At 70.7% G+C, this 24,281-nt stretch carries 24 protein-coding genes; 20 read left to right on the top strand and 4 right to left on the bottom strand.

Annotated elements, in window-relative coordinates; translation table 11 throughout:
* Positions 1-24 precede the first annotated feature (24 nt).
* Positions 25-600, top strand: a complete 576-nt coding sequence (locus ACFYRY_RS32870; RefSeq protein WP_389153857.1) for a cupin domain-containing protein — start codon at positions 25-27, stop codon at positions 598-600.
* Here the strand turns inward: ACFYRY_RS32870 and ACFYRY_RS32865 are convergent.
* Both ACFYRY_RS32865 and ACFYRY_RS32860 read right to left on the bottom strand, forming a co-directional pair.
* Positions 584-2,128, bottom strand: coding sequence for a protein kinase (locus ACFYRY_RS32865; RefSeq protein WP_389153854.1), 1,545 nt, complete (start codon positions 2,126-2,128; stop codon positions 584-586). The two genes, ACFYRY_RS32870 and ACFYRY_RS32865, sit on opposite strands and share 17 nt — an antisense overlap.
* A gap of 228 nt (positions 2,129-2,356) precedes the next feature.
* A complete protein-coding gene (locus ACFYRY_RS32860) occupies positions 2,357-3,166 on the bottom strand; it encodes an alpha/beta fold hydrolase (RefSeq protein WP_389153852.1) in 810 nt (269 codons plus the stop codon).
* Between the two features lie 144 nt (positions 3,167-3,310).
* Here ACFYRY_RS32860 and ACFYRY_RS32855 point away from each other — a divergent pair, with 144 nt between their 5' ends.
* On the top strand, positions 3,311-3,916 hold the full coding sequence (locus tag ACFYRY_RS32855) for a TetR/AcrR family transcriptional regulator (RefSeq protein WP_389153849.1): 606 nt from the start codon (positions 3,311-3,313) through the stop codon (positions 3,914-3,916).
* Between the two features lie 124 nt (positions 3,917-4,040).
* Here the strand turns inward: ACFYRY_RS32855 and ACFYRY_RS32850 are convergent, their stop codons facing one another.
* A complete protein-coding gene (locus tag ACFYRY_RS32850) occupies positions 4,041-4,709 on the bottom strand; it encodes a hypothetical protein (protein WP_389153846.1) in 669 nt (222 codons plus the stop codon).
* Positions 4,710-4,913: 204 nt separating this feature from the next.
* Here ACFYRY_RS32850 and ACFYRY_RS32845 point away from each other — a divergent pair, with 204 nt between their 5' ends.
* From ACFYRY_RS32845 to ACFYRY_RS32785, 13 genes are all read left to right on the top strand, one after another.
* The gene (locus tag ACFYRY_RS32845; RefSeq protein ID WP_389153844.1) at positions 4,914-6,356 is read left to right on the top strand and encodes an MFS transporter; all 1,443 of its coding nucleotides are present in this window, start codon (positions 4,914-4,916) and stop codon (positions 6,354-6,356) included.
* A gap of 212 nt (positions 6,357-6,568) precedes the next feature.
* Positions 6,569-7,741 carry a trans-sulfuration enzyme family protein gene (locus ACFYRY_RS32840; RefSeq protein ID WP_389153841.1) on the top strand — a complete coding sequence of 391 codons (1,173 nt, stop codon included), beginning with the start codon at positions 6,569-6,571 and terminating at the stop codon, positions 7,739-7,741.
* A gap of 69 nt (positions 7,742-7,810) precedes the next feature.
* The gene (locus ACFYRY_RS32835; RefSeq protein WP_389153838.1) at positions 7,811-8,323 is read left to right on the top strand and encodes a MaoC family dehydratase; all 513 of its coding nucleotides are present in this window, start codon (positions 7,811-7,813) and stop codon (positions 8,321-8,323) included.
* Between the two features lie 70 nt (positions 8,324-8,393).
* The gene (locus ACFYRY_RS32830; protein WP_389153835.1) at positions 8,394-9,224 is read left to right on the top strand and encodes a class I SAM-dependent methyltransferase; all 831 of its coding nucleotides are present in this window, start codon (positions 8,394-8,396) and stop codon (positions 9,222-9,224) included.
* Positions 9,221-10,300: a class I SAM-dependent methyltransferase gene (locus tag ACFYRY_RS32825; protein WP_389153833.1), complete on the top strand. Its 1,080-nt coding sequence runs from the start codon at positions 9,221-9,223 to the stop codon at positions 10,298-10,300. Before ACFYRY_RS32830 ends, ACFYRY_RS32825 begins: the two co-directional genes overlap by 4 nt.
* Before the next feature lie 46 nt (positions 10,301-10,346).
* On the top strand, positions 10,347-11,237 hold the full coding sequence (locus ACFYRY_RS32820; RefSeq protein WP_389153830.1) for a diiron oxygenase: 891 nt from the start codon (positions 10,347-10,349) through the stop codon (positions 11,235-11,237).
* Between the two features lie 162 nt (positions 11,238-11,399).
* Positions 11,400-12,134 carry a hypothetical protein gene (locus ACFYRY_RS32815; protein WP_389153827.1) on the top strand — a complete coding sequence of 245 codons (735 nt, stop codon included), beginning with the start codon at positions 11,400-11,402 and terminating at the stop codon, positions 12,132-12,134.
* 1 nt (position 12,135) lies between these two features.
* Positions 12,136-12,648 (top strand): holo-ACP synthase, encoded by a 513-nt coding sequence (gene acpS, locus ACFYRY_RS32810; RefSeq protein WP_389153824.1) that lies wholly within the window; start codon positions 12,136-12,138, stop codon positions 12,646-12,648.
* A complete protein-coding gene (locus ACFYRY_RS32805) occupies positions 12,645-12,890 on the top strand; it encodes an acyl carrier protein (RefSeq protein WP_356773743.1) in 246 nt (81 codons plus the stop codon). Before acpS ends, ACFYRY_RS32805 begins: the two co-directional genes overlap by 4 nt.
* Before the next feature lies 1 nt (position 12,891).
* Positions 12,892-14,085, top strand: coding sequence for a methionine adenosyltransferase (metK, locus tag ACFYRY_RS32800; protein ID WP_389153819.1), 1,194 nt, complete (start codon positions 12,892-12,894; stop codon positions 14,083-14,085).
* A 1-nt stretch (position 14,086) separates the two neighbouring features.
* The gene (locus tag ACFYRY_RS32795) at positions 14,087-15,070 is read left to right on the top strand and encodes a carbohydrate kinase family protein (RefSeq protein WP_389153816.1); all 984 of its coding nucleotides are present in this window, start codon (positions 14,087-14,089) and stop codon (positions 15,068-15,070) included.
* A gap of 23 nt (positions 15,071-15,093) precedes the next feature.
* Positions 15,094-15,963, top strand: a complete 870-nt coding sequence (gene metF / locus ACFYRY_RS32790) for a methylenetetrahydrofolate reductase [NAD(P)H] (protein ID WP_389153943.1) — start codon at positions 15,094-15,096, stop codon at positions 15,961-15,963.
* Positions 15,953-16,624: a maleylpyruvate isomerase family mycothiol-dependent enzyme gene (locus ACFYRY_RS32785; RefSeq protein WP_389153814.1), complete on the top strand. Its 672-nt coding sequence runs from the start codon at positions 15,953-15,955 to the stop codon at positions 16,622-16,624. Before metF ends, ACFYRY_RS32785 begins: the two co-directional genes overlap by 11 nt.
* Before the next feature lie 9 nt (positions 16,625-16,633).
* Here ACFYRY_RS32785 and ACFYRY_RS32780 read toward each other — a convergent pair whose 3' ends face one another.
* Complete coding sequence (locus ACFYRY_RS32780; RefSeq protein WP_389153811.1) at positions 16,634-17,374, bottom strand: PIG-L deacetylase family protein; 741 nt, start codon at positions 17,372-17,374, stop codon at positions 16,634-16,636.
* Positions 17,375-17,524: 150 nt separating this feature from the next.
* On the opposite strand from ACFYRY_RS32780, the gene asnB reads away from it, so the two are divergent.
* The 5 genes from asnB to mshA all read left to right on the top strand — a co-directional run bounded on the left by asnB (position 17,525) and on the right by mshA (position 24,227).
* On the top strand, positions 17,525-19,300 hold the full coding sequence (gene asnB / locus ACFYRY_RS32775) for an asparagine synthase (glutamine-hydrolyzing) (protein WP_389153808.1): 1,776 nt from the start codon (positions 17,525-17,527) through the stop codon (positions 19,298-19,300).
* Entirely contained in the window at positions 19,297-20,226 is a 930-nt protein-coding gene (locus tag ACFYRY_RS32770; protein ID WP_389153806.1) for a PrpF domain-containing protein, read from the top strand. Before asnB ends, ACFYRY_RS32770 begins: the two co-directional genes overlap by 4 nt.
* Positions 20,227-20,350: 124 nt before the next feature.
* The gene (locus ACFYRY_RS32765) at positions 20,351-21,088 is read left to right on the top strand and encodes an SDR family oxidoreductase (RefSeq protein ID WP_389153940.1); all 738 of its coding nucleotides are present in this window, start codon (positions 20,351-20,353) and stop codon (positions 21,086-21,088) included.
* A 48-nt stretch (positions 21,089-21,136) separates the two neighbouring features.
* Positions 21,137-22,714: a class I tRNA ligase family protein gene (locus ACFYRY_RS32760; protein WP_389153803.1), complete on the top strand. Its 1,578-nt coding sequence runs from the start codon at positions 21,137-21,139 to the stop codon at positions 22,712-22,714.
* A 211-nt stretch (positions 22,715-22,925) separates the two neighbouring features.
* Positions 22,926-24,227, top strand: coding sequence for a D-inositol-3-phosphate glycosyltransferase (gene mshA, locus ACFYRY_RS32755; RefSeq protein WP_389153937.1), 1,302 nt, complete (start codon positions 22,926-22,928; stop codon positions 24,225-24,227).
* Positions 24,228-24,281: the final 54 nt, after the last annotated feature.

Raw genomic sequence — 24,281 nt, 5'->3', positions numbered from 1 at the left:
ACCGACGTGAGTGAGGAGAGACGCATGCGCAGAGTCGTCACCGGCCATGACGAGAACGGACGGTCGGTCGTCGTCAGCGACGGTCCCGTCCCGCGCAGCCGGGAGTTCACCAGCCTGCCGGGCTGGGTGTCCCGCCTGCCGTGGGCCACCGAACCCGGCGAACCGGCCGGCCGCACCGGGGAGGACCCCACGCCGAAGGTCACCAGCCTGCTCCCGGCGCCCGGCGGCACCCGGTTCATCGTGCTGACCTTCCCGCCGGACACCGCGATGGCCGACCCGGCGTTCGACCCCGTGGCCTTCGACGAGGAGCAGCGGGCCGACTCGCCCGGCATCGCGGACCTCATGGAGCCCGACGGCATGCACACCACGCCGACCGTGGACTACGGCATCGTGCTGGACGGCGAGATCGTCCTCGAACTCGACGACGGCCACCACACCCGGCTCACAGTGGGGGACATCGTGATCCAGAACGGCACCCGCCACGGCTGGCGCAACCACAGCGACCAACCCGTCACGATGGCCTTCGTCCTCGTCGGCGCCGAACGCGACGGCGCCGAACGCGACGGTCGACCCGGCGGTCGCCTCACCCCCGGTGCGTGATGCTCACCTGCACGGTCAGCGCACCCCGGTTGTCCTCGGAGCAGGAACCCGCGGTGTCGTTCATGCCCAGTTGCAGGGTGCCGTCCCCGGTGGCGAGGAAGTTCAGCTTCTGTCCGACAGTGTGGACGGGGAAGTCCTTCTCGCCCGCGAGGACCGCCAGCAGTGCGCCGAACGGTGCCGCGGGCTTGACCTTGCAGTCCTTGGCGCCGGCCAGCCGCGCGTCGGTGCCCTTGTCGTAGCCGGCCGGCCCGGTCATGGGCATGTTCCGGTGGTCGGCCGTCCATTCCCCCGACACGAACCGCACGCTGACCTGGTCGCCCCGCCGGACGACCGCTCCGGGCACCGGCTGCCAGCCGGTCGGCGACTGGACGACCTGGCTGACGGTCGTCGTCCTCGGGGCCTCGTCGAACGGCGGTGCCCCGGTGAGGAACAGACCACCTCCGACACCCGCTGCCAGCACCGCCGTACCGGCCAGAGCCCACCACAGCCGCTTCGGCCCCGACGAGCGGGATGACTGATGACCCGCGGAGCGGGGCGACGGGGTGTGCCGCGCGGTCTGTCCGGCCGGGACGAGCCGCCCCTGGCCGCTGGTCACGGTGTCCGCGTCCGCCAACGCGGTCGAAGGCGAGAACACGCGCACGGTCGCCGACGGCAGCGGCCCGGCGTCCGCCTCGCCCGCCGCGACGCGCCGCAGCGCGGACCGCGCACCGGCCGCCGAAAGGCGCTCAGCCGGGGACTTGCGCAGCAGCGCCTCGACGACCGGCCGCAGCGGGCCGAGCCGCTCCGACAGCACGGGTTCCTCGTACGCCACCGCGTGCAGCGTCGCGGGCGCTCCCGACCTGCGGAAGGGGGACTGTCCGCCACAGACCGTGGCGAGGGTCGCGCCCAGTGACCACAGGTCGGAGGCCGGCCCGGCCTCTGATCCCGTGATCCGCTCGGGTGCCATGAACTCCAGGGAGCCGACCAGTTCGCCCGTGGTGGTGAGGAACTCACCGTCGTCCAGGGCCGCGATGCCGAAGTCGGTGAGGACGGCGTCGTCGTTGTGGCGCAGCAGCACGTTGGCGGGTTTGACGTCGCGGTGCAGCGTGCCGGCCGCGTGCACGGCCTCCAGCGCGTCGAGCATGTGCAGACCGAGGGCGGCCGTGTGCTGCGGGGTGAGGGGTCCGGTCTCGGCGACACGGTGGGCCAGCGAGGGGCCCTCGATGAGTTCCATGACGATCCACAGCCGGTCCTCCGACTCGACCAGGTCGTGGACGCCGACCACGTGCGGGTGCGGCACCCGGGCGACCGCGCGCGCCTCCCGGACGGCGCGGCGCATCCTGACGCGGTGCTCGTCGTCGCCGTGGGAGAGGATGTGCAGTTCCTTGGCGGCGACCGCGCGGTCCAGGAGTTGGTCATGGGCGCGCCAGACCGTGCCCATGCCGCCTCTGCCGAGAACGTCGTGGAGCAGATACCGACCGGCTACCAGTCGCTCCGAGCGGCGTTCCGAACGCGTCGCGGCCTGGTCATCGCCGTGTTCCGATCTCACGTGCTCTCTCACGTTTCCTTCCCGGAGGACGGGGTCCGCCGGTCATCGCTCGCTCGGGGCCGTCGTTCGACCGTCGTTCAGGTGGTCGTTTCTTCGTTCGAACGGAGGTGAGCATAGCGGAGCGCGCCCTGGTCACACGCCGTCAACTGCGGTGTGGAAAAAGGGCTTTGAACCGCGGCGGGACGGAGAGACGTGTGGGCGCCCGTCGTTCTGGAGTCAGTGCCGCGGTCAGGCGCCGACGTGGCTGTCGGTGAAGTCCCAGAGCACCGGCAGGAGTCGCTCGGGCGTCTCGGTCTGGGGCATGTGGCCGGTGCCCTCAAGCAGACGGAACTCCGCGTCGGGGATCGCCTGCGCGTACGCGCGCCCGTAGTCGCTGTCCACGACCTGGTCGCTCGCGCCCCAGACGACCAGGGTCGGGTGAGCGATCTTGGCGAGGCGCTCCACGAGGGCGGTGTCGGCCATCGCGTGGGGTCCCGAATAGACCTGCAGAGCGGCCCGGTTGGTGGCCATGACCGCTCGCTGCGCCTCGGACAGCGCGCTCGGGTCGAAGCGGAACTTCGAGGGGTCGTGGAAGGAGAGGCGGGACAGCTCCACGGGCGTCAGCGAGAAGGTGTCGGCTATCGGGTGGCCGGGGACGTGGATGCCGACCGCGTTGACAAGGGTCACGCTGCTGATCCGGTCGCTGCCCAGGGCCGCCAGTTCGGCGGCGATCCAGCCACCGATCGAGTTGCCCACGACGGCGACGTCCCGCAGGTCGAGCGCGTCCAGCAGGTGGGCGTAGACCTGGGCCAGAGTCCTGACGTCGGTCAGCCAGTCCGGGCGTGTCGTGCCGCCGAAGCCGGGGTGGAGGGGGGTGAACACCCGGGCCGGCCGCTGCTCGGCCAGGAGGCCGGCGAACGGGGTGACGGTCTGCGGGCCGCCGCCTCCGTGCAGGAGCAGGAAGGGGCGCCCTTGCTTTCCCTGGAGGTCGACGGTGACGTCGAGGGTGCCGTGGTCGAGCGTGAGGGTGTGGGTGGTCTGAGTGGTCTGGGTGGTCATCCGGTGCTCCTTGAGCGGGCCGTGGATTCCTTCGTGAGAGCTGACTCTCATGAGATTAGAGAGGCTGGATCTCGTTATGCAAGTCCACTCTCATAACGGAAGGGGACTGCTATCGTGTGGATGGACCAACAGGAGGAGTCCCCCATGACGGCGCATGCGGGCACCGGCCGCGCCAACCAGAAGCAGCGCACGCGTACGGCGATCGTGGCGGCCGCACGCGAACTCATCGGGACCGGCGCCGAGGTGACGATGCCCGCGATCGCCCAGGCGGCCCTGGTCTCCGAGGCCACCGCCTACCGGTACTTTCCCGACCTCCCCTCACTGATCAGTGAGGCCCTGGCCGGGGTCTGGCCGCCCCCCGAGGAGGCGCTCGCGCCGGTCGCGGACTCCACCGACCCCGTCGAACGCGTCGCATTCGCCTGCGAGTTCCTGCTCCGCGGCATCCTCGCCCGGCAGGGCTCGGTACGCGCGATGATCGCCGCCACCATCACCCGGCCCGAGACGGTGACCAGGCGCCCCGGCATCCGCTTCGGACTCATCGACCACGCGCTGCTCCCTCTTCGGGACACCCTCGGCGCGGCCGACCCGGAGGCCTTCACCCAGCTCGAACGGGACCTCGCGGTCGTCGTGGGCGCCGAGGCGCTCTTCACCCTCACCGATCTGTGCGGGCTCGATCCCGAGGAGGCCGTCTCCAGCGCCGTACGGACCGCGAAGACCCTGACCCGGGCCGCGGTGCGCTCGATCGCGTAGGCCGGACAGGGGTGGTCCCGCCGGAGACCTGGAATCGCTGCGGGTGGTGCGGCGCTGAGTACCGGTTCTCACGCCGGGGCGGGGTGACTCCCGCTTCTCACAACGGCGACGGCAGTACCGGTTCTCACGCCGAGGCGAGTTCCACCGTCGTCGTGATCCTGGTGAGGGCGGGTTTCCGTGGCGCCGATCCGAACCCGAACCGCACGGGCGGGTCGACCGGTGCCGGCGCACCGAGGTCGGCCCCCTCGAAGACCGCCGACACCGCGCGGATCGGCCGCAGGTCACGGGCCCCGTACCACTCCCTGCGACCCCCACCCGCACTGCCACGCGTGCGCACACCGGGGAGCAGGGCGCGGGCGGGAAGGTCCGTCAGCGCGCTCCACGCCGGACGGCGGGCGAGCGCGCCGGGTACGGAACACAGCATCAGCCCGAGGAGTCCTCGCCGGCCGGTGGTGAACCGCAGGGCGAGTGAGTCCGCGCCGACGGTCCAGGTGTCGCCGTCGACGCTCACGTCGACCGGGACGACCCGCACGGTGTCGAAGGCGTAGGTCCCGCCGACGAAGTCCGCCGTCTCACGCGTGGGCGCCAGCAGCAGCCGTTCTCCGTCGGCCCGCTCCAGCATCACGTCGCTGAACGCCCCGAACGGCGACCGCGTCCAGTGGCCCAGCACGACACGCGTCCCGGAGGACGTACCCAGGCCCGCGATCCAGCCGTCGAAGCGCAGCCGCGAGCGCGGGGGAGCCCCGGACGAGCGAGGGCCGCTCCCCGCCCGCTGCTCCGCTCCGTACGCCACCACAGGCGCCGGGTCCCCCCAACGCCCATCGCAGAAACGCGCAGGGCGAGGCAGGCGGCGCCGAGGCAGCCGGAAACGCCGTACCGCTCCCCTCCAAGTGGGCCCGGACGGTGCCGATTTCGGGTCTCCACATACCCCCTAGGGGTATGTTATGTTCTCACTCCAAGGTACCCCGAGGGGGTATGTGACGAGAAGGGGTGAGCCATGTCGGCCATCAATCCTCGGCGGTGGTGGGCACTGCTCGTGCTCGCTGCCGCCCAGTTCATGGTGATCATGGATACGTCGATCATCGGGGTGGCGCTCCCCGAGATGCAGCAGGACCTCGGCTTCTCGCAGGGCGAGCTCCAGTGGGTGTTCAACGCCTACGTCATCGCCTTCGGCGGCTTACTGCTGCTGGGCGGTCGGCTGTCCGACCTGCTCGGCGCACGCAAGGTGTTCACCACCGGCTGGGTGGTCCTGATCGCGGGATCGGTCCTCGCGGCCGCCGCCCAGACCGCCTGGGTGGAGGTCGCCGGCCGCGCCGTCCAGGGTGTCGGCGGGGCGCTCATCGCGCCCTCGGCCATGACGCTGCTGATGATGCTCTTCATGCACGACCCGAAGGAGCTCGGCAAGGCCATGGCCCTCTACGGTGCGGCGGCACCCGCGGGCGGTACCGCCGGCGTCTTCCTCGGCGGAGTCTTCACCGAGTGGCTCAGCTGGCCGTGGGTCTTCATCATCTACATCCCGATCGGTGTCGCGACCCTCGCCGCCACCAAGCTGCTGCCGGCCGTCGGCGGCCGCCGCGGTGGAGTGGACGTGCTGGGCGCGGCCGCGGTCACCGCGGGTCTCGCGCTCGCCGTCTTCGCGGTCGTCCGGGCGCCGGAGGTCGGATGGTCCTCCACCGGCACCGTGCTCCAACTGGCAGGCGCCGCAGCGCTGTTGCTGCTCTTCTTCGTGATCCAGAAGACGCTGCGCGAGCCCCTCATGCCGCTCGGCATCTGGCGGGTCCCGCGGCTCGGCTCGGCCAACCTGGCGATGACGCTGCTGGGTGCCGCGTGGATCCCGATGTGGTACTTCCTCAACCTGTACCTCCAGCAGGTCCTCGGTTACGGGGCCTTCGCCTCCGGCGCCGCCCTGCTGCCGATGACCGTCCTCCTGATGATCTTCATGACGGCCATCACGGCGAAGCTGATGGCCAGGTTCGGCGCCAAGCCGCTGATCGGTGGCGGTCTCCTGGTCCTCGCGGCCGGTCTGCTCTGGCTGTCGGCGGTCGAGCCCACCGGAACGTTCGTGGTCGACGTCCTGCCCGCCTCGCTGGTCGCCGCACTCGGCATGTCGCTGGCGTACATCCCGGCGATGATGTCGGCGATGTCGGGAGCCCCGCAGGAGCAGGCGGGTCTGGCGTCGGGCATCGTCAACACCACCTATCAGGTGGGGTCGGCGCTGGGGCTCGCCGCGCTGACCGCGGTGGCCACCTCGCAGGGCGCCGGCCAGTTGGGCAATCTGCCCGCGCTGACCGACGGCTTCAGTGCGGCCTTCATCTGGGCCGCGGTGATCGCCGCCACCGGCGGCCTGCTGACGTTGTTCCTGATGCGCGGTGACCAGCCCGCGTCGGCACCTCAGGCCGAGACGTCTCAAGCCGCTCAGGGAGAGCGGGCCACCGCCTAGACGGCAAGAGACCAACGCCAGCACCAGCATTAGCACCAGCGGAATCACAACAGGGCCGTTCAGTGCCGGGAAACCAGCATCGGGGCGGCCCTTTCACCTGCGCGGGAGCGGGGCCGACCGACAAAACCGTGTGGTGGAGCGAGCCTCATGTCGCACGGCCCGGTCGACGGCCTCGCCCAAGCGCCCCAGTCGTCAGGAGCGCACCCTTGGATATGCAGACCAGAGCCGTGCACGCGCGCGGCGAGCCCTCACCGGAGGGTGGCCGGCCGCTCAGCGTGCCCATCGTCCAGTCCTCGGCCTTCGCCTTCGACTCCGCTGACGCGCTCGCCCAGGCCATGTCCGGCCCCGATGGTCCCTACGTGTACTCGCGCCGCGGCAACCCGACCGTACGGGCACTGGAGCGGACGCTCGCGGGCCTCGAAGGGGGCGCCGCCGCCATGGCGTTCGCCTCGGGCATGGGAGCCATCAGCGCGGTCCTCCTCGCCCTGCTGAAGCCGGGGGACCACGTGGTCGCGCAACGGTGCCTGTACGGCGGCACCTACTCCCTGCTCTGCGACCTGGCCGACCGGCTCGGCGTCGTGGTCGAGTACGTGACGGGTGACGACGCCTCCGAGTTCGAGCGGCTCGTCCGGCCCACGACACGCGTGCTGCACCTCGAGACGATCGCGAATCCCACCGGCCGGGTGCCCGACCTCGCGGGGCTCGCGGCGGTCGCACGGCGGCACGGCGTGGTGAGCGTGGTGGACAACTCGCTGGCGTCACCCGTGCTGTGCCGCCCCATCGAACACGGGGCCGACGTGGTGGTGCACTCGACCACCAAGTACCTCTCGGGTCACTCCGACGTCCTCGGCGGTGTGGCCGTCTTCGCCGACGAGGGTGTGCGTGACCGGGTGTGGCCGCGCGCCGTGGAACTCGGGTCCTGCGCCGACCCCTTCGCCGCCTGGTTGACCCTCCGGGGAGTCCAGACGCTGCCGCTCAGGATGCGCCAGCACTGCGCGGGCGCCGAACTGCTGGCCCGCCGCCTCGCCGGGCACCCGCGGGTCACGGCGGTGCACTGGCCGTGGCTCCCGGACCACCCGACGTACGGCATGGCGCGCACCGTGCTCAGCGGCGGCGGAGGCATGGTCTCCTTCGACCTCGCGGGCGGCCGGGACGCGGGGCGCGCGTTCATCGAACGGGTGCGGCTCGCTCAACTGGCCCTCTCCCTGGGCGGAGTGGAGACCCTGGTGGCACATCCGGCGTCGACCTCGCACCGGGAGCTGGACGAAGCGGCGCTGGCCGCCGCCGGCATACGTCCGGGGACCGTACGGATGTCCGTGGGCATCGAGCACCCGGAGGACCTGTGGAGCGACATCGAGCAGGCACTCGGGCTAGATTTGGATTGACAAAATAAATGGTCGATTCGTAGATTGGAGGAGACCCGAGAAACTTCTCCGGCCCAACTGGGGGGCGTCATGCGCTACTTCGAGGACTTCCGTGTCGGTGACGTGCATGAACTGGGCACCGTCACCGTGACCGAAGAGGAGGTGCTGGAGTTCGGGAGGCGTTACGACCCGCAGAGCTTCCACACCGACGCCGAGCGCGCGAAGCGGTCGCCCTTCGGCGGTCTGATCGCCAGCGGCTTCCACACCTCGGCCCTCTTCATGCGGCGGTACGTGGACGGCCTCCTCGCCTACAGCGACTGCGTCGGCTCACCCGGCATCGACGAGGTCCGCTACCACCGGCCGGTGCGCCCGGGGGACGTCCTCACCGCCCGGGTCGAGATCCTCGGTTCGCGCCCCTCGCTCATGAGCCCCACCACCGGAATCGTCCAGCCCCGCTGCCAGCTGGTGGCCCCGGACGGGACGGTCGTGTTCAGCATGATCCTGCACAGCATCTTCCGGCGGCGTCCCACCGCCGCCTCCGCCGCATCCCCCGTGTCGATGCCCGCGGCGGAGGACCCGGTCGCCTGTGCGCGAACGCGCTGAGCACGGCCGTCCCCACCTGTTGACGCACAGCACTCCGACGTCCGAAGCGCTTCCCGAAGGGGGACCTCCTGTGGAGGCCGTATCCCGCACCGCCCAGTGGACCGCCGCCGCGCGGGCACTGGAAACCGAACGTGAGGACCGGCTGTTCGCCGATCCGCACGCACGCACCGTCGCCGGAACCACCGGCTTCGAACTGCTCGAACGGTACGCGGGCGCAGGCACCGTGCCGTTCCTCGCCATCCGCACCACCTATCTGGACCGCGCCATCGGGCGCGCCGTCCAGGAGCGGGGGTTGCGCCAGGTCGTGTTCCTCGCGGCCGGCATGGACACCCGCTACTACCGTCTCGACTGGCCCGACGGCGTCACCGTCTACGAACTGGACCGGCCCGGCCTGCTCGACGCCAAGGCCGAGCTGCTCGCCGACGAGCCGGCGCCCGCGGGGCGTGAGCGCCGTACCGTCGCGGTCGACCTGACCCAGGACTGGACCGGGCAGCTCAAGGAGGCGGGCTGGCGCTCCGAGCAGCCCACCCTGTGGATCGTGGAGGGGCTGCTGTTCTTCCTCCCCGAGGACGCCGTACGCGCCCTGATCACCACCCTCTGGCAGCACAGTGCGCCGGGCTCGGTCCTCCTCGGAGACGTGATCAGCGAGGCGGCCCTGAAGAACCCGCTCTCCCGGTCGTTCATGCGGGCCCTCGCTGAGGACGGCAATCCCTGGCTCTTCGGCACCGAGGACCCCGAGCTGCTGCTGACCTCCTGCGGATGGACCGTGCGCGAGGTCCGCCAGCCCGGCGAGGAGGGTGCCGACTTCGGCCGCTGGCCCTACCCCGTGGCGCCGCGAGAGGTTCCCGGTGTGCCGCGGTCCTTCCTGTTCACCGCGGTTCGAGACGAGGTATCGGCATGACCGACGAGACCACCGGCACCGAGGCGACCGCCGACCCGGTCACCGCCTTCCACCAGCGCGTCATCGGTGACGCGGCGGCCGCGGTCCGCGGCCTGACCGTCTCCCTCGGCGAGCGGCTGGGGCTGTACCGGGCGCTGGCCGTGCACGGGCCGCAGACCCCCGCCGAACTCGCCCGGCGCACCAGCGTCACCCCGCGCTACGCGGAGGAGTGGCTGCACGCCCAGCTCAGTGCCGGATACGTCGAGCGCCACCCCTCGTCGAACAAGTACACCTTGCCCGACGCCCACGTCCCGGTGCTCGCCAACCCGGGCGCGCCGACCTTCGCCGCCGGATTCTTCACCGCGCTCAAGGCCCTCTACGCCACCGAGGACCTGCTCACCGAGGCCTACCGCACCGGTGACGGCGTCGGATGGGCCGAGCACGACCCGGCCCTCGACACCGGCATGGGCAGCTTCTTCCGCCCCACCTACCAGCACCGGCTCCTGCCCGACTGGCTCCCGTCCCTGCACGGCGTCACCGAGAAGCTGGCGCACGGCGGAAGCGTCGCCGACGTGGGGTGCGGCGTCGGTGACACCACCCGGCTCATCGCCCAGGCCTACCCCAACGCCAGGGTGTACGGCTTCGACTACTCCGAGGACGCCATCAGCATCGCCCGGCAACTCGCCGAGGACGAGGGCCTGTCCGACCGGGTCGTCTTCGACGTGGCGTCCGCCGACGACTACCCCGGCGCGGGGTACGACCTGGTGACCTTCTTCAACTGCCTGCACGACATGGGCGATCCGGTCACCGCCGCCCAGCACGTGCACAAGTCCCTGGACGCGGACGGCACATGGATGCTCGTCGAGTCCAACGTCTCGCCGGCGGACATCGACACCCACACTCCGGCCGCCCACATGTTCATGGCCCTGTCCGCCGTGATGTGTCTGCCCGTCGCCGTGGCCCAGCGCGGACCGAAGGCCCTCGGCAACCACTCCGGTGAGAAGGCGTTCCGCGGCATCGCCGAGGAGGCCGGCTTCACCCGCTTCCGGCGCGCGAGTGAGACCCCGGTCAACGCCGTCTACGAAGTCAGGCCCTGACACGCGAACCCCGCACCGCGTATCGCGTCCCCGACAGGAGAGAACCATGGCCGCCACGACGCTGCCCGTCACCGACCGTTTCCTGGAAGTCCTCGGCCGGCTCAGCCAGAAGTCCATCGAGGACTACTACAACCCCTACCAGCAGTTCGCATGGCCCGAAAAGCTCGAGGACAACCGTATGTGGATGAGCCCCGAGTTACTCACCCCCTACGGCACCTCCCACTTCGACGCCCTGAGCGAGGACACGCTGCACAGCCTGTCCAAGTGGGAGTCGATCAACTTCTACAGCCTCAACGTGCACGGCATCCGCGAACTCCTCATCGAGGTCGTGGGCCGCATCCACATGCCCGGTTTCGAGGTGCCGTCCGACTTCTTCCACCACTTCATCGGCGAAGAGAACGAACACATGTGGTTCTTCGCCGAGTTCTGCCGCCGCTACGGCCAGAAGATCTACGCCTCCACGGCCATGCGGGCCGACTCCGCCTGGGAGCCGGAGATCGAGAACTTCCTCGTCTTCGCCCGCATCCTGTTCTTCGAGGAGCTGGTCGACCACTACAACTCCCGGATGGCCCAGGACACTTCACTGTGCGACACCATCCGGGAGGTCAACCGCATCCACCACCAGGACGAGTCCCGGCACATCGCCTTCGGACGGGAACTGGTCTCCCTGCTGTTCACCCGCATGTGTGCGGCGGTGAGCGCTGAACGGGTCCGCGAGGTGGAGGCGTACCTGAAGCGCTACGTCGTCTTCAGCGTCAACTCCCTGTACAACCCGCACGTCTACCGCGACGCCGGCATCGCCGACCCGCTCGCGCTGCGCAACGCCCTCATCGCCGACGAGGGCCGCCGCGCGCACGAACGCAAGGCCATCCGCAAGCCGCTCGCCTTCTTCCTCAAGACCGGGATCTTCTCCGACGACACCCTGCCGGTCATCTGAACCGAGAGGTGGCACCTCGTGTCCCACGACACCCTTGCCCAAGAACGATGTTCCGCACGGGAATCACGCGGCCTCCCGTCCCTGGGGCCCGAAGGCACGGCCCTGCTGCGGCTGCTCGACGACACTTTCGAAAGCTGGGGGGCCGCCGCCGGGGCCCAGTCCATGACCATGCCCCCGCTGCTGCCGGCCGCCGACCTCAAGCGGCTGGACTACTACGAGAACTTCCCGCACCAGGCCGTGGTCGCCACGCCCATCGAGGTCGACCGGCGCGGCGAGTTCTGTGCCGACACCGGCTGTTTCCCCTGCGGGGCCCTCCAGCCCGCCGAGTTCGGCCTTCCCTCCGCCTCCTGCTACGCCGTCTACCTCGACCACGAGGGGCGTGAGATCACCGAGAACACGCTCGTCACGGTCGTCGGCTGGTGCTTCCGCAAGGAGAACCACTACGAGGGCCTGCGCCGGCAACTGGGCTTCCGGATGCGGGAGATCGTGGCGCTCGGCAGCCGCGAACACGCCGAGAGCCACCTGTGTGCCTTCACCGACCGCATCACCGCGTTCGCCCGAGCGCTGGACCTGCCGCTGCGCAAGGAAGCGGCCAGCGACCCCTTCTACGACAAGGGCGGCTCCAAGGCCGTTCTGCAGCGGCTGACCCCGGTCAAGCACGAGTTCCTCTACGAGGACCTGGCGATCGCCTCGGTCAACACCCACCGCAACTTCTTCGGTGACCGTTGCTCCATCACCCTGGGCGGCACCGGCGGCCCCGCCTTCACCAGCTGCGTCGCCTTCGGGCTGGAACGCTGGCTGTCCGCCCTGACCCGGCGCCACGGCAGCTGGGCCGCGGCGAACGACGCGGTGCGCACCGCGTCGGCACAGCTGGCCGCGGCCGGGCCGGTGGTCTGACATGCCGGCCCGTCCCACCGCCGCGGGCGGCGGCCTGGGGTGGGCGAACCTCGGCATGGACATCGTGTCCGTCAAACGCGTCCACCGACTGCTCACCGAGTACGGCGAGGATTTCTTCGGTCGGATGCTCGACCCGGGCGAACTGGCCGACTGCGAAACCTCCCAGGGCCTCGACCTGCTCAGCCTGTGCGGGCGGATCGCGGCCAAGGAAGCCGCCTTCAAGACCCTGCGCGTCCAGGGGCGTTTCCTGCCCTGGCGGGACATCGTGGTGCGGCGGTCGGACGGCGGCTGGCCGCTGGTCGAACTGCGCCGCCGCGCCGCCGAGATGGCCGCCGAATCCGGCATCACCGACATCACCGTGAGCATCAGCCACGACGTGGACTACGCGGTGGCCGTCGCCGCTCCCATCCTCGGCGATCCGCCCGCCCCCAGGCGGGAAACAGCCGTCGAAGCCCCTGCATCACATCCATCACATCCGTCACAGCCACTCAAGGACCAAGGAGTACTGCCATGACCGACTCCCCTCTGCAGCAGGTCAAGGACTGGATCCTCAAGCGCCACCCGGACCGCGAGGACATCCCGCGGGACCTCGACCTGATCGAGAACCGGCTGATCGACTCGCTCTCCTTCGTGGAGTTCGTCTTCCTCCTCGAACAGCTCAGCGGACAGACCATCGAGATGGAGACCCTCGAGGTCGACGCGATCCGGACCCTCGACGCCATCGACACCCACTTCTTCTGTGCGGAGGTGAAGTGACATGGGCCGGCGGCTCTTCACCTCCGAGTCCGTCACCGAGGGGCACCCCGACAAGATCGCCGACCAGATCAGCGACACGATCCTGGACACCCTGCTGGCGCAGGACCCCGCCTCACGTGTCGCCGTGGAAACCCTGATCACCACGGGCCAGGTGCACGTGGCGGGCGAGGTCACCACCCGCGCCTACGCCCCGATCGCCCAACTGGTGCGCGACACCGTCCTCGGCATCGGATACGACTCCTCGGCCAAGGGATTCGACGGCGCGTCCTGCGGTGTCTCCGTGTCGATCGGCGCCCAGTCACCCGACATCGCACGGGGCGTGGACACAGCGGGCAAGGACGGCGACGACCTCGACCGGCAGGGCGCCGGCGACCAGGGCCTGATGTTCGGGTACGCCTGCGACGACACCCCCGAACTCATGCCCCTGCCGATCCATCTGGCGCACCGGCTGGCCCGCCGCCTGGCGGACGTCCGCAAGAACGGCACCTGCCCCTACCTGCGGCCCGACGGCAAGACCCAGGTCACCATCGAGTACGACGGGGACCGGCCCGTGCGCCTGGACACCGTGGTCGTCTCCTCCCAGCACGCCGCCGACATCAGCCTGGACGGTCTCCTGACGCCGGACATCCGGGAGTCCGTGGTCGATCCGGAACTCAAGGCACTCGCCGAGCAGGGCATCAGCCTGGAAAGCGACGGGTACCGGCTGCTGGTCAACCCCACCGGCCGGTTCGAGATCGGCGGTCCGATGGGCGACGCCGGCCTGACCGGACGCAAGATCATCATCGATACCTACGGAGGCATGGCCCGCCACGGCGGTGGCGCGTTCTCCGGCAAGGACCCGTCGAAGGTGGACCGCTCGGCGGCATACGCGATGCGCTGGGTCGCCAAGAACGTGGTGGCGGCAGGGCTGGCCGCGCGCTGCGAGGTGCAGGTCGCGTACGCCATCGGCAAGGCCGCCCCGGTGGGCCTGTTCGTGGAGACCTTCGGCACCGGGACCGTCCCCGTCGGGCGGATCCAGCAGGCCGTCACCGACGTCTTCGACCTGCGCCCGGCCGCCATCGTGCGGGACCTGGACCTGCTGCGGCCGGTCTACGCGCAGACCGCGGCCTACGGCCACTTCGGCCGCGAACTCCCCGACTTCACCTGGGAGCGGACCGATCGCGCCGAGGCACTGCTCAGCGCGGTGGAGGGCTGAGATGCGGATCGCTGTCACCGGCTCCATCGCGACCGACCATCTGATGTCCTTCCCCGGGGTGTTCACGGACCATCTGCTGGCCGACCGCCTGGACCGGGTCTCGCTGTCGTTCCTCGCCGACCGGCTGGACGTACGGCGCGGCGGGGTGGCGGCGAACATCTCCTACGGCCTGGGCCAACTCGGCCTGCGGCCGGTGCTGGTCGGCGCGGTCGGCGGCGACTTCGAGCCGTACCGGGTCCGGCTCAAGGAGCACGGAGTCGACACCGACTCCGTGCTCGTCCGCGAGGATCTGCACACCGCACGGTTCGTCTGCACCACGGACCGGATGCAGAACCAGATCGCGACGTTCTACGCCGGCGCCATGGCCGAGGCGCGCACCATCGACCTCGCCCAGGTCCTCGCCCGAGTGGGACGGATCAGCCTGGTCATGGTCTCGCCCGACGACCCCGAGGCGATGGTCAGGCACACCCGGGCCTGCCGTCTGCTCGGCATACCGTTCGCCGCCGACCCCTCCCAGCAGCTGGCCGGTCTCACCGGGGAGCAGGTGCTCGACCTCGTCGACGGCGCCCGCTGGCTGTTCACCAACGAGTACGAGGCCGCCCTTCTGCGGGAGCGGACCGGACTGACGGACGCGGAGATCCTGCGTCGGGTGGGCTGCTGGGTCGTCACCCGGGGCAACAAGGGGGTGCGCATCCACCGGGACGGCGGTCGCGTCCTGACGGTGCCCGCGGTCGAGGTGCCCGGCGTGGTGGACCCCACGGGCGTCGGTGACGCCTTCCGGGCCGGCTTCCTGGCCGGTGTCGCCTGGGGCGTACCCGAGAAGTGCGCGGCCCAACTCGGGTGCGTCCTGGCGGCCACCGTGCTCGACTACGTGGGAACGCAGGAGTACCGCCTGCACCGGGAGCCGCTGATGGCGCGTCTGAGGTCGACGTACGGGGTCGGATGCGCCGCCCATCTCCTCGCACACCTACGGGAGTTGCGGTGAGGGAGGGTCACTTCGACACCGGGATGCAGGACATGACGACGACCTTCTCCTTCGAGTTCTTCCCCCCGAGGACACCCGGCGGGGAGCGCGCCCTGTGGGACGCCGTACGCCGGGTCGAGGCCCTGCGGCCCGACTTCGTCTCCGTCACCTACGGAGCCGGAGGCACGTCAAGGGACCGCACCGTCTCGATCACCCACCGGATCGCCGCGGAGACGACCTTGCGTCCGGTGGCCCATCTCACCGCGGTGGGCCACTCGGTGGCCGAGCTGCGGCAGATCGTCGGAGCCTACGCGGACGCGGGCATACGTGACGTGCTGGTGCTGCGGGGCGATCCGCCGGGCGACCCGAGGGGGCGGTGGCTGCCTCACCCGGACGGCCTCACCTACGCCTACCAGCTGGTCGAACTGGTGCGCTCGCTCGGTGACTTCAGGATCGGGGTGGCCGCCTTCCCCGAGGGCCACCCCCGTTCGCCGGACCCGGACAGCGACCTCAGGCACTTCGTGGCGAAGTGCCGGGCCGGCGCCGACTACGCCATCACGCAGATGTTCTTCCGTCCCGAGGACTACCTTCGCTTCCGGGACCGGGTGGCCGCGGCCGGCTGCCACACGCCGATCATTCCCGAGATCATGCCGGCCACCGACGTACGGCAGATCCGCCGATTCGCCGAGCTCAGCGACGCCGCGTTCCCCGAGGACCTGGCCCATCGGCTCGAAGCCGCCCGCGACGACCCAGCCACCGCGTACCGCGTCGGCGTGGACCACGCCGTCGCGATGGGCGACAGACTGCTCGCCGAGGGCGCCCCGGGGCTGCACTACATCACCCTGAACCGCTCGACCGCGGCCGTCGACATCCACCGGACCCTTCAGGACTCAAGGAGCCTCAGTGCCCGCTGACCGCCCCACTGAGCGTGACCCCGAGCTTCCCGGCCGGCTGCTGCTCACCGAGCGCGACGCCCTCATGCCGCTGCTCCGTGAGACGCCCGAGGAGCGTTTCGAGCTGCGCACGGCCTGCCCGGGCTGGACGGTGCGTCAGGTCCTCGCCCACTGCGGTGCGGCGCTGATGCGGATCGTGGAGGGACGCCTGGAGGAAGGGGTGTTCCTGCCGGCGTCGAACGCGGCCGACGTCGCCGAACGCGAGGAATGGCCGTTGCGGCGTGTCCTGGACGAGTTGGAACGCGGCTTCACGGAGGCAGGGCCCGCCATCGCCCCGCACGACGACGGCCTGCTGGACGCGGTCGCTCTGGGGGAGTGGGTGCACGCCGGGGACGTACGGGAGGCGCTGGGCGAGCCGGGCGCGTACGAGGGGGCCGGCATCCGGTACGCGATCCCGCTGCTGGCAGTGACCAGTGGCAGGCGTGACACCCCGTTGCTGCGCGCCCATCTCACCGGTCACCCGGCCCCGGTCGTCCTGGGCAGGCCCGAGGAAGGGCGTTCGGTGGCCGAGTTCCACGGGGACGTGGCGACGCTGATCCGCATCTATGCGGGGCGGCCGCTCGTCGGCACGCGGTACCGGTTGCTCCGCGCCGACGAGCAGGAACTGCTCATCTACCGCTGACCGTACGGGTCAGTCGACGTGCACCACCTGGAAGGCCTCGGCGAGGCGGCCCGTGGGAAGGCCGCCCGCTCGGGCGTGCTCGGTCAGCCAGTCGCGCAGCAGGCCGGCCAGATCCTCGAAGTGGGCCGTCTGCGAGGTGTGGATGCGCAGGGCGTCCACCTTGCGGTCGAAGACGGGGGTGACGTCGACGTACTGGTTGGGTGTCGGCCCTGTCATGAGCCACAACTCCCGCACCACCCAGGGCTCGAGACCTTCGTCCTTGAGCAACTGGGGGTGCGCGAAGGGGTTGCGGGCCTCCGGGTACACCGCGCGCAGTGCGGCGTCGCCGACCGCGCGGTGGTCGGGGTGCAGGTCCGCGACCCGCTTCCAGTTGATCTCCGGGCTGGGGATGATCACCCGCTGTGGACGTACCTGGCGGATCACCCGGCACAGATCGCGCCGAAGGTGCGCGCTCGGTTCGACGAAACTGTCCGGGTAACCGAGGAACCGCACGTCGTGCACCCCGCTGAGCTTGGCCGAATGGACCTGCTCGGCGCGGCGGAGATCCGCCATCGCCTGGCGCGGCAGCCGCTCGTCGTACCCGCCGGCGTCACCGTCCGTCACGATGCAGTACGTCGCGCGGGTGCCGCCGGATATCCACCGCATCACCGTGCCACTGACGCAGAACTCGATGTCGTCCGGGTGGGCGGCCACCACGAGCAGTCGCTCGGGCGCGCTGCGGTCGGGGGCGTCGGGCCTGAACTCATCCATGAGGCAAGCCTCTTGTCCGTTGTGCGGGGGCGGCAAGACCGGATCCGTGGCGTGTCCGAGACATGGCACTTACGTGCCACCCAAATAATTGGTAGATTCAAAACAATCCGAAGCAGTCGATGACAAGCAAGAGATCCGGAGGCGACCGGCATGTGCAGGATCTTCGGCTCCTTCGCCGTGGCGGCCACTGGTCCTGAGCTGGACACGGTGTCCGCCCGGCAGCGACACGGCGGCCCCGACGAGCGTGGACTGCTCACCGGCCGCGGATGGTCACTCGGGTGTGACCGTCTCGCCGTCACCGAACCGGTCGGTGGTGCCCAGCCCTTGCGGCTCGGGACCGTCCCGGGAGTCCTGGCGGTACTCAACGGTGAGATCTACAACCACCGTGAACTGCGGCGCCGGCTGGCGGCGCGCGGTCATGTCTTCCCGGACGCCTGCGACGGCGGTGTGCTGCCCGCGCTCTACGCCGAATACGGCCCCGCGTTCGCCGAGGAACTGGACGGCATGTACGCGATCGCGATACTCGACCTGCGCGCCACGCCTCAACTCGTGCTCGCCGTCGACGAGATGGGCATGAAGCCCATCCACTACCACGAAGGGCCGGGCGGAGCTGTCCGGTTCGCCTCCGAGATCCCGGCACTGCTCGCCTTCGACGGAGTGCCGGCCGATCCCCGTGAGGAGACACTCGACACCGTCCTGGCCACCAAGACACCCTTCGGGACCGACACCGCGTTGCGCGGCATCCGGGTTCTTCCGCCCGGCGCGACCGCGGTGGCCCGCGGCACCCGCGGGTTACGCGTGGCCCGTCGCCGTCCGCGTACGGCCGCGCCGGGCGCCGGTCTGCTGGACACCCTGCGCCACGAAGTGCACCGGCTGGCCCGCGCCGACGTCCCCCTGTGCGCCATCACCAGCGGAGGCCTGGACTCCGGGCTGGTGACCGCCCTCGCCGCCGAGGAGGCCGCACCCCTGCACACGTTCCACCTGGGGTACCGGGGACGCTGGCCCCACGCGGAGGGCGCCTACGCCAGGGCCGTCGCCCGCCGCGCCCGTACGGTCCACCACCACGTCGAGGTGGACTCCGAGGAGTTGGTGTCCCTGCTCACCCGCACGACCCGGCACCTGGGCCAGCCCAACGCCGACCCCATCGCGCTGAGCACGTACGCGCTGTTCCGGGCGGTGCACGGCGCGGGATTCACCGTCGCGCTCACCGGCGACGGCGCCGACGAACTCTTCGGCGGCTACGACCGGGTGCGCGCCGCCCTGGCGGCCCCGGCCGGCAGTGACTGGACGGGCGCGTACGTCGACGCCCTCGCCGCCGCCCCAAGGCTGCTACGCGAACGGCTCTACACCCCCGACTACCGGGCCTTCATCGCCGAACGCGGCTCCGTGGCCGACCACATCACGGCCGAACTGCGCGCCGCCCGAGCCGAAGGATCCAACCGCCTCGACACACTCACCCGCTTCGAGACGCGCCGGAGGCTGCCCGCCTACCACCTGCGGCGTGTCGACCACCTCAGCATGGCCTGGGCCGTGGAGGCGAGAATGCCGTTCTGTCAGCCGTCCGTGGTCGCCCTCGCCCGGACGCTGCCGGCCGAGCAGAGGCACGGCAAACGCGCGCTGTACGAAGCGGGCGCGGGCCTGCTGCCCCGGGCCGTCCTGAACCGGCCCAAGCAGCCCTTCACACTGCCGCTCACCGCCATGATCGCTCCCGGCGGGCCGTTGCTGGAGCCGGTCCGTGAACTGCTGTCGCCGGCCAGGCTGTCCCGGGCCGGGCAGGTGCGGCCCGATCGGGTGCGGGCACTGTTCGACCGGCACCTCGACCGACCCTCGGACACCGACGCGCTCACCTTGTGGGCGCTGGCCGTGCACGAACTGTGGAGGGACGTCGTCCAGGGGCTGAGGGTGCCCGTCGGCTGGGCGGCGTGATCGCCGACATCGTCCAGGCCGAAGGCGCGCCCTGTCCCACTCTGGTGGTGGACAGCGACCGACTGCCGCCGGGATCCCTGGCCTCGTCCGCCGAACTCGCGGCCCTGAGGACGTGGCTGCGGGAGAGCGGACTCGGCCGGATCCACAAGGTGGCGCTGTACGGAAGGCCGGTCGACGCGGCCTTCGACCTGGACTACCGGTTCGTCCAGACGCTGGCCGACGGCGCCGACTTCCGGGCCGGCTGCGGCCATTCACTGCTCGCGGCCACCGTCAGCGCGGGACTGCCCGGCCGGGTGCGGGTGCGGGCGGTGACCACGGGAGACCCGGTGGTCTGCGAGCCGGAGCCCGGCGGCGCGTACACGGTGCGACTGGAGCGGGCCGCCGACGTGTCGGCACTGCTGCCCACCGGGCGCCCCGTGGACCGGTTGTGCGGTCTGCCCGTCTCGATCGTCCGCTATGGAAACCCCTATGTCTTCGTCGAGGCAGGTCTGCTCGGACTGAGTTCGCAGGAAGCTCTCTTCGCCGCCCGTGACGACGTCCTCGGGCGGCTGCTCCGGGTGCGGACAGCGGCCGCCCGCCTGTTGGGGCTTCCCGGGCACGGGGCACTGCCCAAGATCGCCGTGGTGGGGTCGTACGCCCCTGGCCGTCTGTCGGTGCGGGCGGTCACGGTGGCGGGCTGGCACCCCTCCCTCGCGCTGACCGGCAGCACCTGCCTGGCAGCGGCCACCGTGGTGCCGGGCTGTGTGCCGTGGCGTCTCATGGCCGGTGTGAGGGGCCGCTTGACCATGCGCACCCCGGGGGGTGACGCTCAGGCGTCCGCCGCCGTCCGTGCGGGCCGACTGCTGGGTGTGTCCGTGCACGGCAAGCGAGCCCGCGTCCTCGAACGTGCCGTGCCCCTGCCCTGGCGTATCCACGTCACGGCGTGAATACGCAACCGCTCACGGCGGATTGACTGTCGTCTCTCTGCCACGCTGGTGATCGGCCCCTGTTCCTTGCAGAACAAAAGGAATGCGGCCGTTCTGCGTCCCGACCGGGGGAGTGGTTTCCAGAATGAAGTTCGAGAACATGCGTGTCGTGGTGACCGGGGCATCCCGGTATTTCGGGCGGGCGATCGCCATCGGATTCGCCCACCTCGGCGCGGAAGTCTTTGTGTCCGCCCGCACGGTGGAAGCCGCGGAACGCACCAGGACCGAAGTCATGGGCGAGGCCCGAAGTCGAATCCACGCCTTCGGCTGCGACCTGAGCAAGCCGGCCGAGATCCGGGGCTTCGCCCGGCAGGTGGGCGAACGTACCGACCGGGTCGATCTCCTGGTCAACAACGGTGCCCGGTGGCTCGACGGCATGGATCTCGAGGGGGCTTCGGACGACTCGATCGTCGAGACCATCGAATCCACGGCCGGCGGCACCGTCCTCATGGTCAAGCATTTCCTGCCGCTGCTGCGCGTCTCCAAGCGTCCCGACATCATCAACATGGTCGCCGTGTGCCAACCGGGCGGAGCCGGTGATTTTCCGGCCCACGAGGCTTTCCACGCCGCCAAAGGCGCCCAGGCGGGATTCGCGGAGATCCTCGGGCGTCGGCTGCGCCCTTCCGGAGTGCGGGTCTTCTCCCTCTATCCGCCCGACTATTCCACTTCGGACCCACGGTCCGTGGAATGGCAGGGCACGGGTCGGAACGCCCAGTACCGGGACGAGAAGCTCACGACCCAGGCCCTCTTCGAATGCATCGTCTACGCGGTCGAGCAGCCCCGCGACTGCTTCATCCGCTCGTTCCACTTCGAGCCCCGCTGACGGCCCACGACCGGCAGCCGCTCGCACCACCGCCAAGGAGGACCGTCCATGAGCACCCCCCTGTGGATCACCGCGACTCCACCAGCCAGCCACGGCGAACTGCACATCGGGCACCTCGCCGGTCCGTACGTGGCCGCCGACGTGCTCAGCCGCTTTCTGCGTGCCGACGGTCAGCCGGTGCTCTTCAGCACGGGCACCGCCGACCACGCCGACTCCGTGGAGGTCCGCGCGTTACGCGGCGGCCGCAAGCCGGAGGAGGTGGCCGAGGGCTACCGCGCCGCCATCACCGCCGACTGGCTGCGTTCCGGCGTGGAGTTCGACCACATCGTCCGTCCCCGCCACGATCGCGGTTATCAGCGCTGGCAGCAGAACATCTTCCTGGAACTGTTCGCACGGGACGCCATCGTCGCCCGCACCCGTCTCCAGCCGTACTGCACCTCCTGCGAACGATGGCTGTACGGCGCCTTCGTCGTCGGAGCCTGTTCGAGCTGTGGCGCCCGCGCCGACGGCAGCCTGTGCCAGGCGTGCGCCCGACCGACGGACGCCGATCTCATCGACCCGGTCTGCGCCCTGTGCGGCTCCGCGGGCCGGCCGCGCCGCTGCCGGCGCCTGTATCTCCCCCTGGAACCGATGCGCGACGCGCTGGCCGACCACTGGGCCTCGACCGCCCTGCCACCCCGGCTGACGGCGCTGTGCCGCGGTCTCCTCGACGACGGGCTGCCGGACGTGTGTGTCGGACACCCGGGGGACTGGGGCGTCCCGATCCCCATCGACGACTTCGGGGAGCACCGGATCGACGCGTGCTTCGAGTCCGTCGTCATGCAGCTCTTCGGCTACGGCCAGGACGACGAGCCGTTGCCCGAGCGTGCCATCCACTTCTGCGGATTCGAGCACGCCTTCTGTCACGCCGTGCTGTTGCCCGCCATCCTCATCGCACGCGGCATGAAGCTCCCCCAGGAGATCTACGTCAACGAGACCTACCGCGTCGACACGGACCGAGGGACCGTGGACGGCGGGCCCGGCGTATGGGCCCTCGACCTGCTCACCGAGTTCGGTTCGGACACCCTGCGCCGCCACGTCCTGCAACTGCGGCCGCTGGGCCGCAGCACCGGGTTCCACCGGGACGAACTGCACCGTACCCGGCAGGTGTTGGAGGCCACCTGGAACAGCTGGCTGAGCCGTCTGTTCACGGCCGTGCGGGAGGACTGCAGGGGGCTGGTGCCGGACGTGGAGCCCGGCGGTACGGGCTGGGAGGCGCTGCGGCGCCGGCTGCACAGGGCGGCCGAGGACCTGCGCGAGGCGTACGGACCCGACGCCTTCGATCCCCGTCGCGCGGTGGCGGTGCTGGACGAAGTGGTCAACTGCGCGGCCGACTTCGGCTACGTCAACGTCTTCGAACGGGACCAGCCGCGGGGGGAGCGAGGCCATCTTCCCGCGGTGGCGGCACAGCTCGCCGTGGCCTGCGCGCTGACGTCGTGGGCCTGGCCCGTCATGCCCGAGGGAGCCACCCGCCTGGCCGCGGCCCTACGGCTGAAAGCCGGAAGCCCGGTGCTCCCGGAAGCGCTGCGACCACCGGGTCCCGGAACCCGGCTGGAGCCTCCGTCCGGACCCGTCTTCGGGTTCTGACCGGCGACCGCTCGACGCGTGCCCACCTGGTCCGGCCGGCCACCAGGTGGGCACACCGCTCTCCCGCCTGCGCACCCACACCTCATCCGTACGTCGGCACACCCGTAGTTCGGCACATCAGTCGTAGAAGACGCCGCGTGTCCGGCGCATCGTGGCGTCCGGGCGCGTGGCCCTGGCTTCCAAGGAGCTCCACGTGACCCTGAACGTCGCCATGCTCAGTGTGCACACCTCGCCGCTCCATCAGCCCGGCACCGGGGACGCGGGAGGAATGAACGTCTACATGGTCGAGCTGTCCCGTGCCCTCGCCGAACAGGGAGCCCACGTCGACCTGTTCACCCGGTGCCGTGGCGAAGGGCAGCCGCCTGTGGCCGACCTCGCCCCCGGGGTGCGGGTCCGGCATCTGCGGGCCGGAGAGTGCCGCCCGCTTCCCAAAGAGGCCATGCCCGAGCTGCTGCTCGACTTCTCCCTGGCGCTGCTGCGTGCCGGAGCGAACCGGCCGTACGACGTGGTGCACTCCCACTACTGGCTGTCCGGCCTGGCCGGTGCCGTCGCCGCCGCCCACTGGGATGTTCCGCTCGTGCACACCATGCACACCATGGCCCGGGTCAAGAACCTGTCGCTGGCACCGGGGGACACGCCCGAACCCGAGTCGCGTGTGCGAGGCGAGAGCGGAGTGGTCCTCGCGGCCGACCGGCTCATCGCCAACACCCCCGAAGAAGCAGGGGCGTTGCGCAGCCTCTATGACGCCCCGCCCGGCCGCACCGAGGTCGTCACTCCCGGGGTCGACACCCGTACGTTCCACCCGGCGGACGGCAGACGTGCGGCGCGGGCCAGACTCGGAGTGCCCGAGGGGGCCTTCGTCCCGCTCTTCGCCGGCCGCATCCAGCCGCTCAAAGGACCGGACGTCCTGATCCGGGCCGTGGGTGCGCTGCTGCAACAGGCGCCGGGACTGCGCACCCGGATGCACGTTCCGCTGGTAGGGGGCCTAAGTGGCACCGGTCTGCGAGCAGGCGGCGAACTCCAGGACATGTGCGCGCGGTTGGGGCTCACCGACGTCATCCACTTCGAGTCCGCCGTGCCCCAGCGGGAACTGGCCGACTGGTACCGAGCGGCCGACGTGCTGGTGGTTCCCTCACGCAGCGAGTCCTTCGGCCTGGTGGCGTTGGAGGCACAGGCCTGCGGAACTCCGGTGCTGGCCGCGGCCGTCGGGGGCCTGTCGGCCGCGGTGCGGGACGGGGGCACCGGGCTGCTCGTACCAGGACACGACCCCGTCGAGTTCGCCCAGCGGCTTCTGTGGTTCTCGCGCAACCCGTCCGAAGCCGCACTCATGGGATCCGCGGCCGTCCGTCACGCGGAGCGGATGAGCTGGCGGGCCGCGGCCGAACGCACCCTGGGGGTGTACACCCACGCCCTGACCGACCCGATCGCGGAGGTGGGGCGGGGGCGGCGGCACGCCCCTGCCCCTACGGCCGCTCCCTCCTGGAGGAGCAGGAGGGCCGTCGTACCAGCGTAGCAGCTTCTTTGGTGTAACCAAAGAAGTGGTGAATTCCAAATAATGCCGGACGCC

This window comes from Streptomyces sp. NPDC005263 (genome assembly GCF_042872365.1).
Classification (GTDB): domain Bacteria; phylum Actinomycetota; class Actinomycetes; order Streptomycetales; family Streptomycetaceae; genus Streptomyces.
The sequence above is the reverse complement of the archived record's forward strand: the minus strand, read 5'-3'. Positions and strand labels throughout refer to the sequence as shown.

What these genes read in the sequence shown, in the direction of transcription:
- metF (WP_389153943.1), top strand. Translation starts at nt 15,094, where the DNA reads ATGCAGGACATGACGACGACCTTCTCCTTCGAGTTCTTCCCCCCGAGG.
- ACFYRY_RS32820 (WP_389153830.1), top strand. Translation starts at nt 10,347, where the DNA reads ATGGCCGCCACGACGCTGCCCGTCACCGACCGTTTCCTGGAAGTCCTC.
- ACFYRY_RS32760 (WP_389153803.1), top strand. Translation starts at nt 21,137, where the DNA reads ATGAGCACCCCCCTGTGGATCACCGCGACTCCACCAGCCAGCCACGGC.
- ACFYRY_RS32805 (WP_356773743.1), top strand. Translation starts at nt 12,645, where the DNA reads ATGACCGACTCCCCTCTGCAGCAGGTCAAGGACTGGATCCTCAAGCGC.
- ACFYRY_RS32845 (WP_389153844.1), top strand. Translation starts at nt 4,914, where the DNA reads ATGTCGGCCATCAATCCTCGGCGGTGGTGGGCACTGCTCGTGCTCGCT.
- ACFYRY_RS32870 (WP_389153857.1), top strand. Translation starts at nt 25, where the DNA reads ATGCGCAGAGTCGTCACCGGCCATGACGAGAACGGACGGTCGGTCGTC.
- ACFYRY_RS32835 (WP_389153838.1), top strand. Translation starts at nt 7,811, where the DNA reads ATGCGCTACTTCGAGGACTTCCGTGTCGGTGACGTGCATGAACTGGGC.
- ACFYRY_RS32825 (WP_389153833.1), top strand. Translation starts at nt 9,221, where the DNA reads ATGACCGACGAGACCACCGGCACCGAGGCGACCGCCGACCCGGTCACC.
- ACFYRY_RS32780 (WP_389153811.1), bottom strand. Translation starts at nt 17,374, where the DNA reads ATGGATGAGTTCAGGCCCGACGCCCCCGACCGCAGCGCGCCCGAGCGA.
- acpS (WP_389153824.1), top strand. Translation starts at nt 12,136, where the DNA reads ATGCCGGCCCGTCCCACCGCCGCGGGCGGCGGCCTGGGGTGGGCGAAC.
- ACFYRY_RS32860 (WP_389153852.1), bottom strand. Translation starts at nt 3,166, where the DNA reads ATGACCACCCAGACCACTCAGACCACCCACACCCTCACGCTCGACCAC.
- metK (WP_389153819.1), top strand. Translation starts at nt 12,892, where the DNA reads ATGGGCCGGCGGCTCTTCACCTCCGAGTCCGTCACCGAGGGGCACCCC.
- ACFYRY_RS32795 (WP_389153816.1), top strand. Translation starts at nt 14,087, where the DNA reads ATGCGGATCGCTGTCACCGGCTCCATCGCGACCGACCATCTGATGTCC.
- ACFYRY_RS32815 (WP_389153827.1), top strand. Translation starts at nt 11,400, where the DNA reads ATGACCATGCCCCCGCTGCTGCCGGCCGCCGACCTCAAGCGGCTGGAC.
- ACFYRY_RS32840 (WP_389153841.1), top strand. Translation starts at nt 6,569, where the DNA reads ATGCAGACCAGAGCCGTGCACGCGCGCGGCGAGCCCTCACCGGAGGGT.
- mshA (WP_389153937.1), top strand. Translation starts at nt 22,926, where the DNA reads ATGCTCAGTGTGCACACCTCGCCGCTCCATCAGCCCGGCACCGGGGAC.
- asnB (WP_389153808.1), top strand. Translation starts at nt 17,525, where the DNA reads ATGTGCAGGATCTTCGGCTCCTTCGCCGTGGCGGCCACTGGTCCTGAG.
- ACFYRY_RS32855 (WP_389153849.1), top strand. Translation starts at nt 3,311, where the DNA reads ATGACGGCGCATGCGGGCACCGGCCGCGCCAACCAGAAGCAGCGCACG.
- ACFYRY_RS32765 (WP_389153940.1), top strand. Translation starts at nt 20,351, where the DNA reads ATGAAGTTCGAGAACATGCGTGTCGTGGTGACCGGGGCATCCCGGTAT.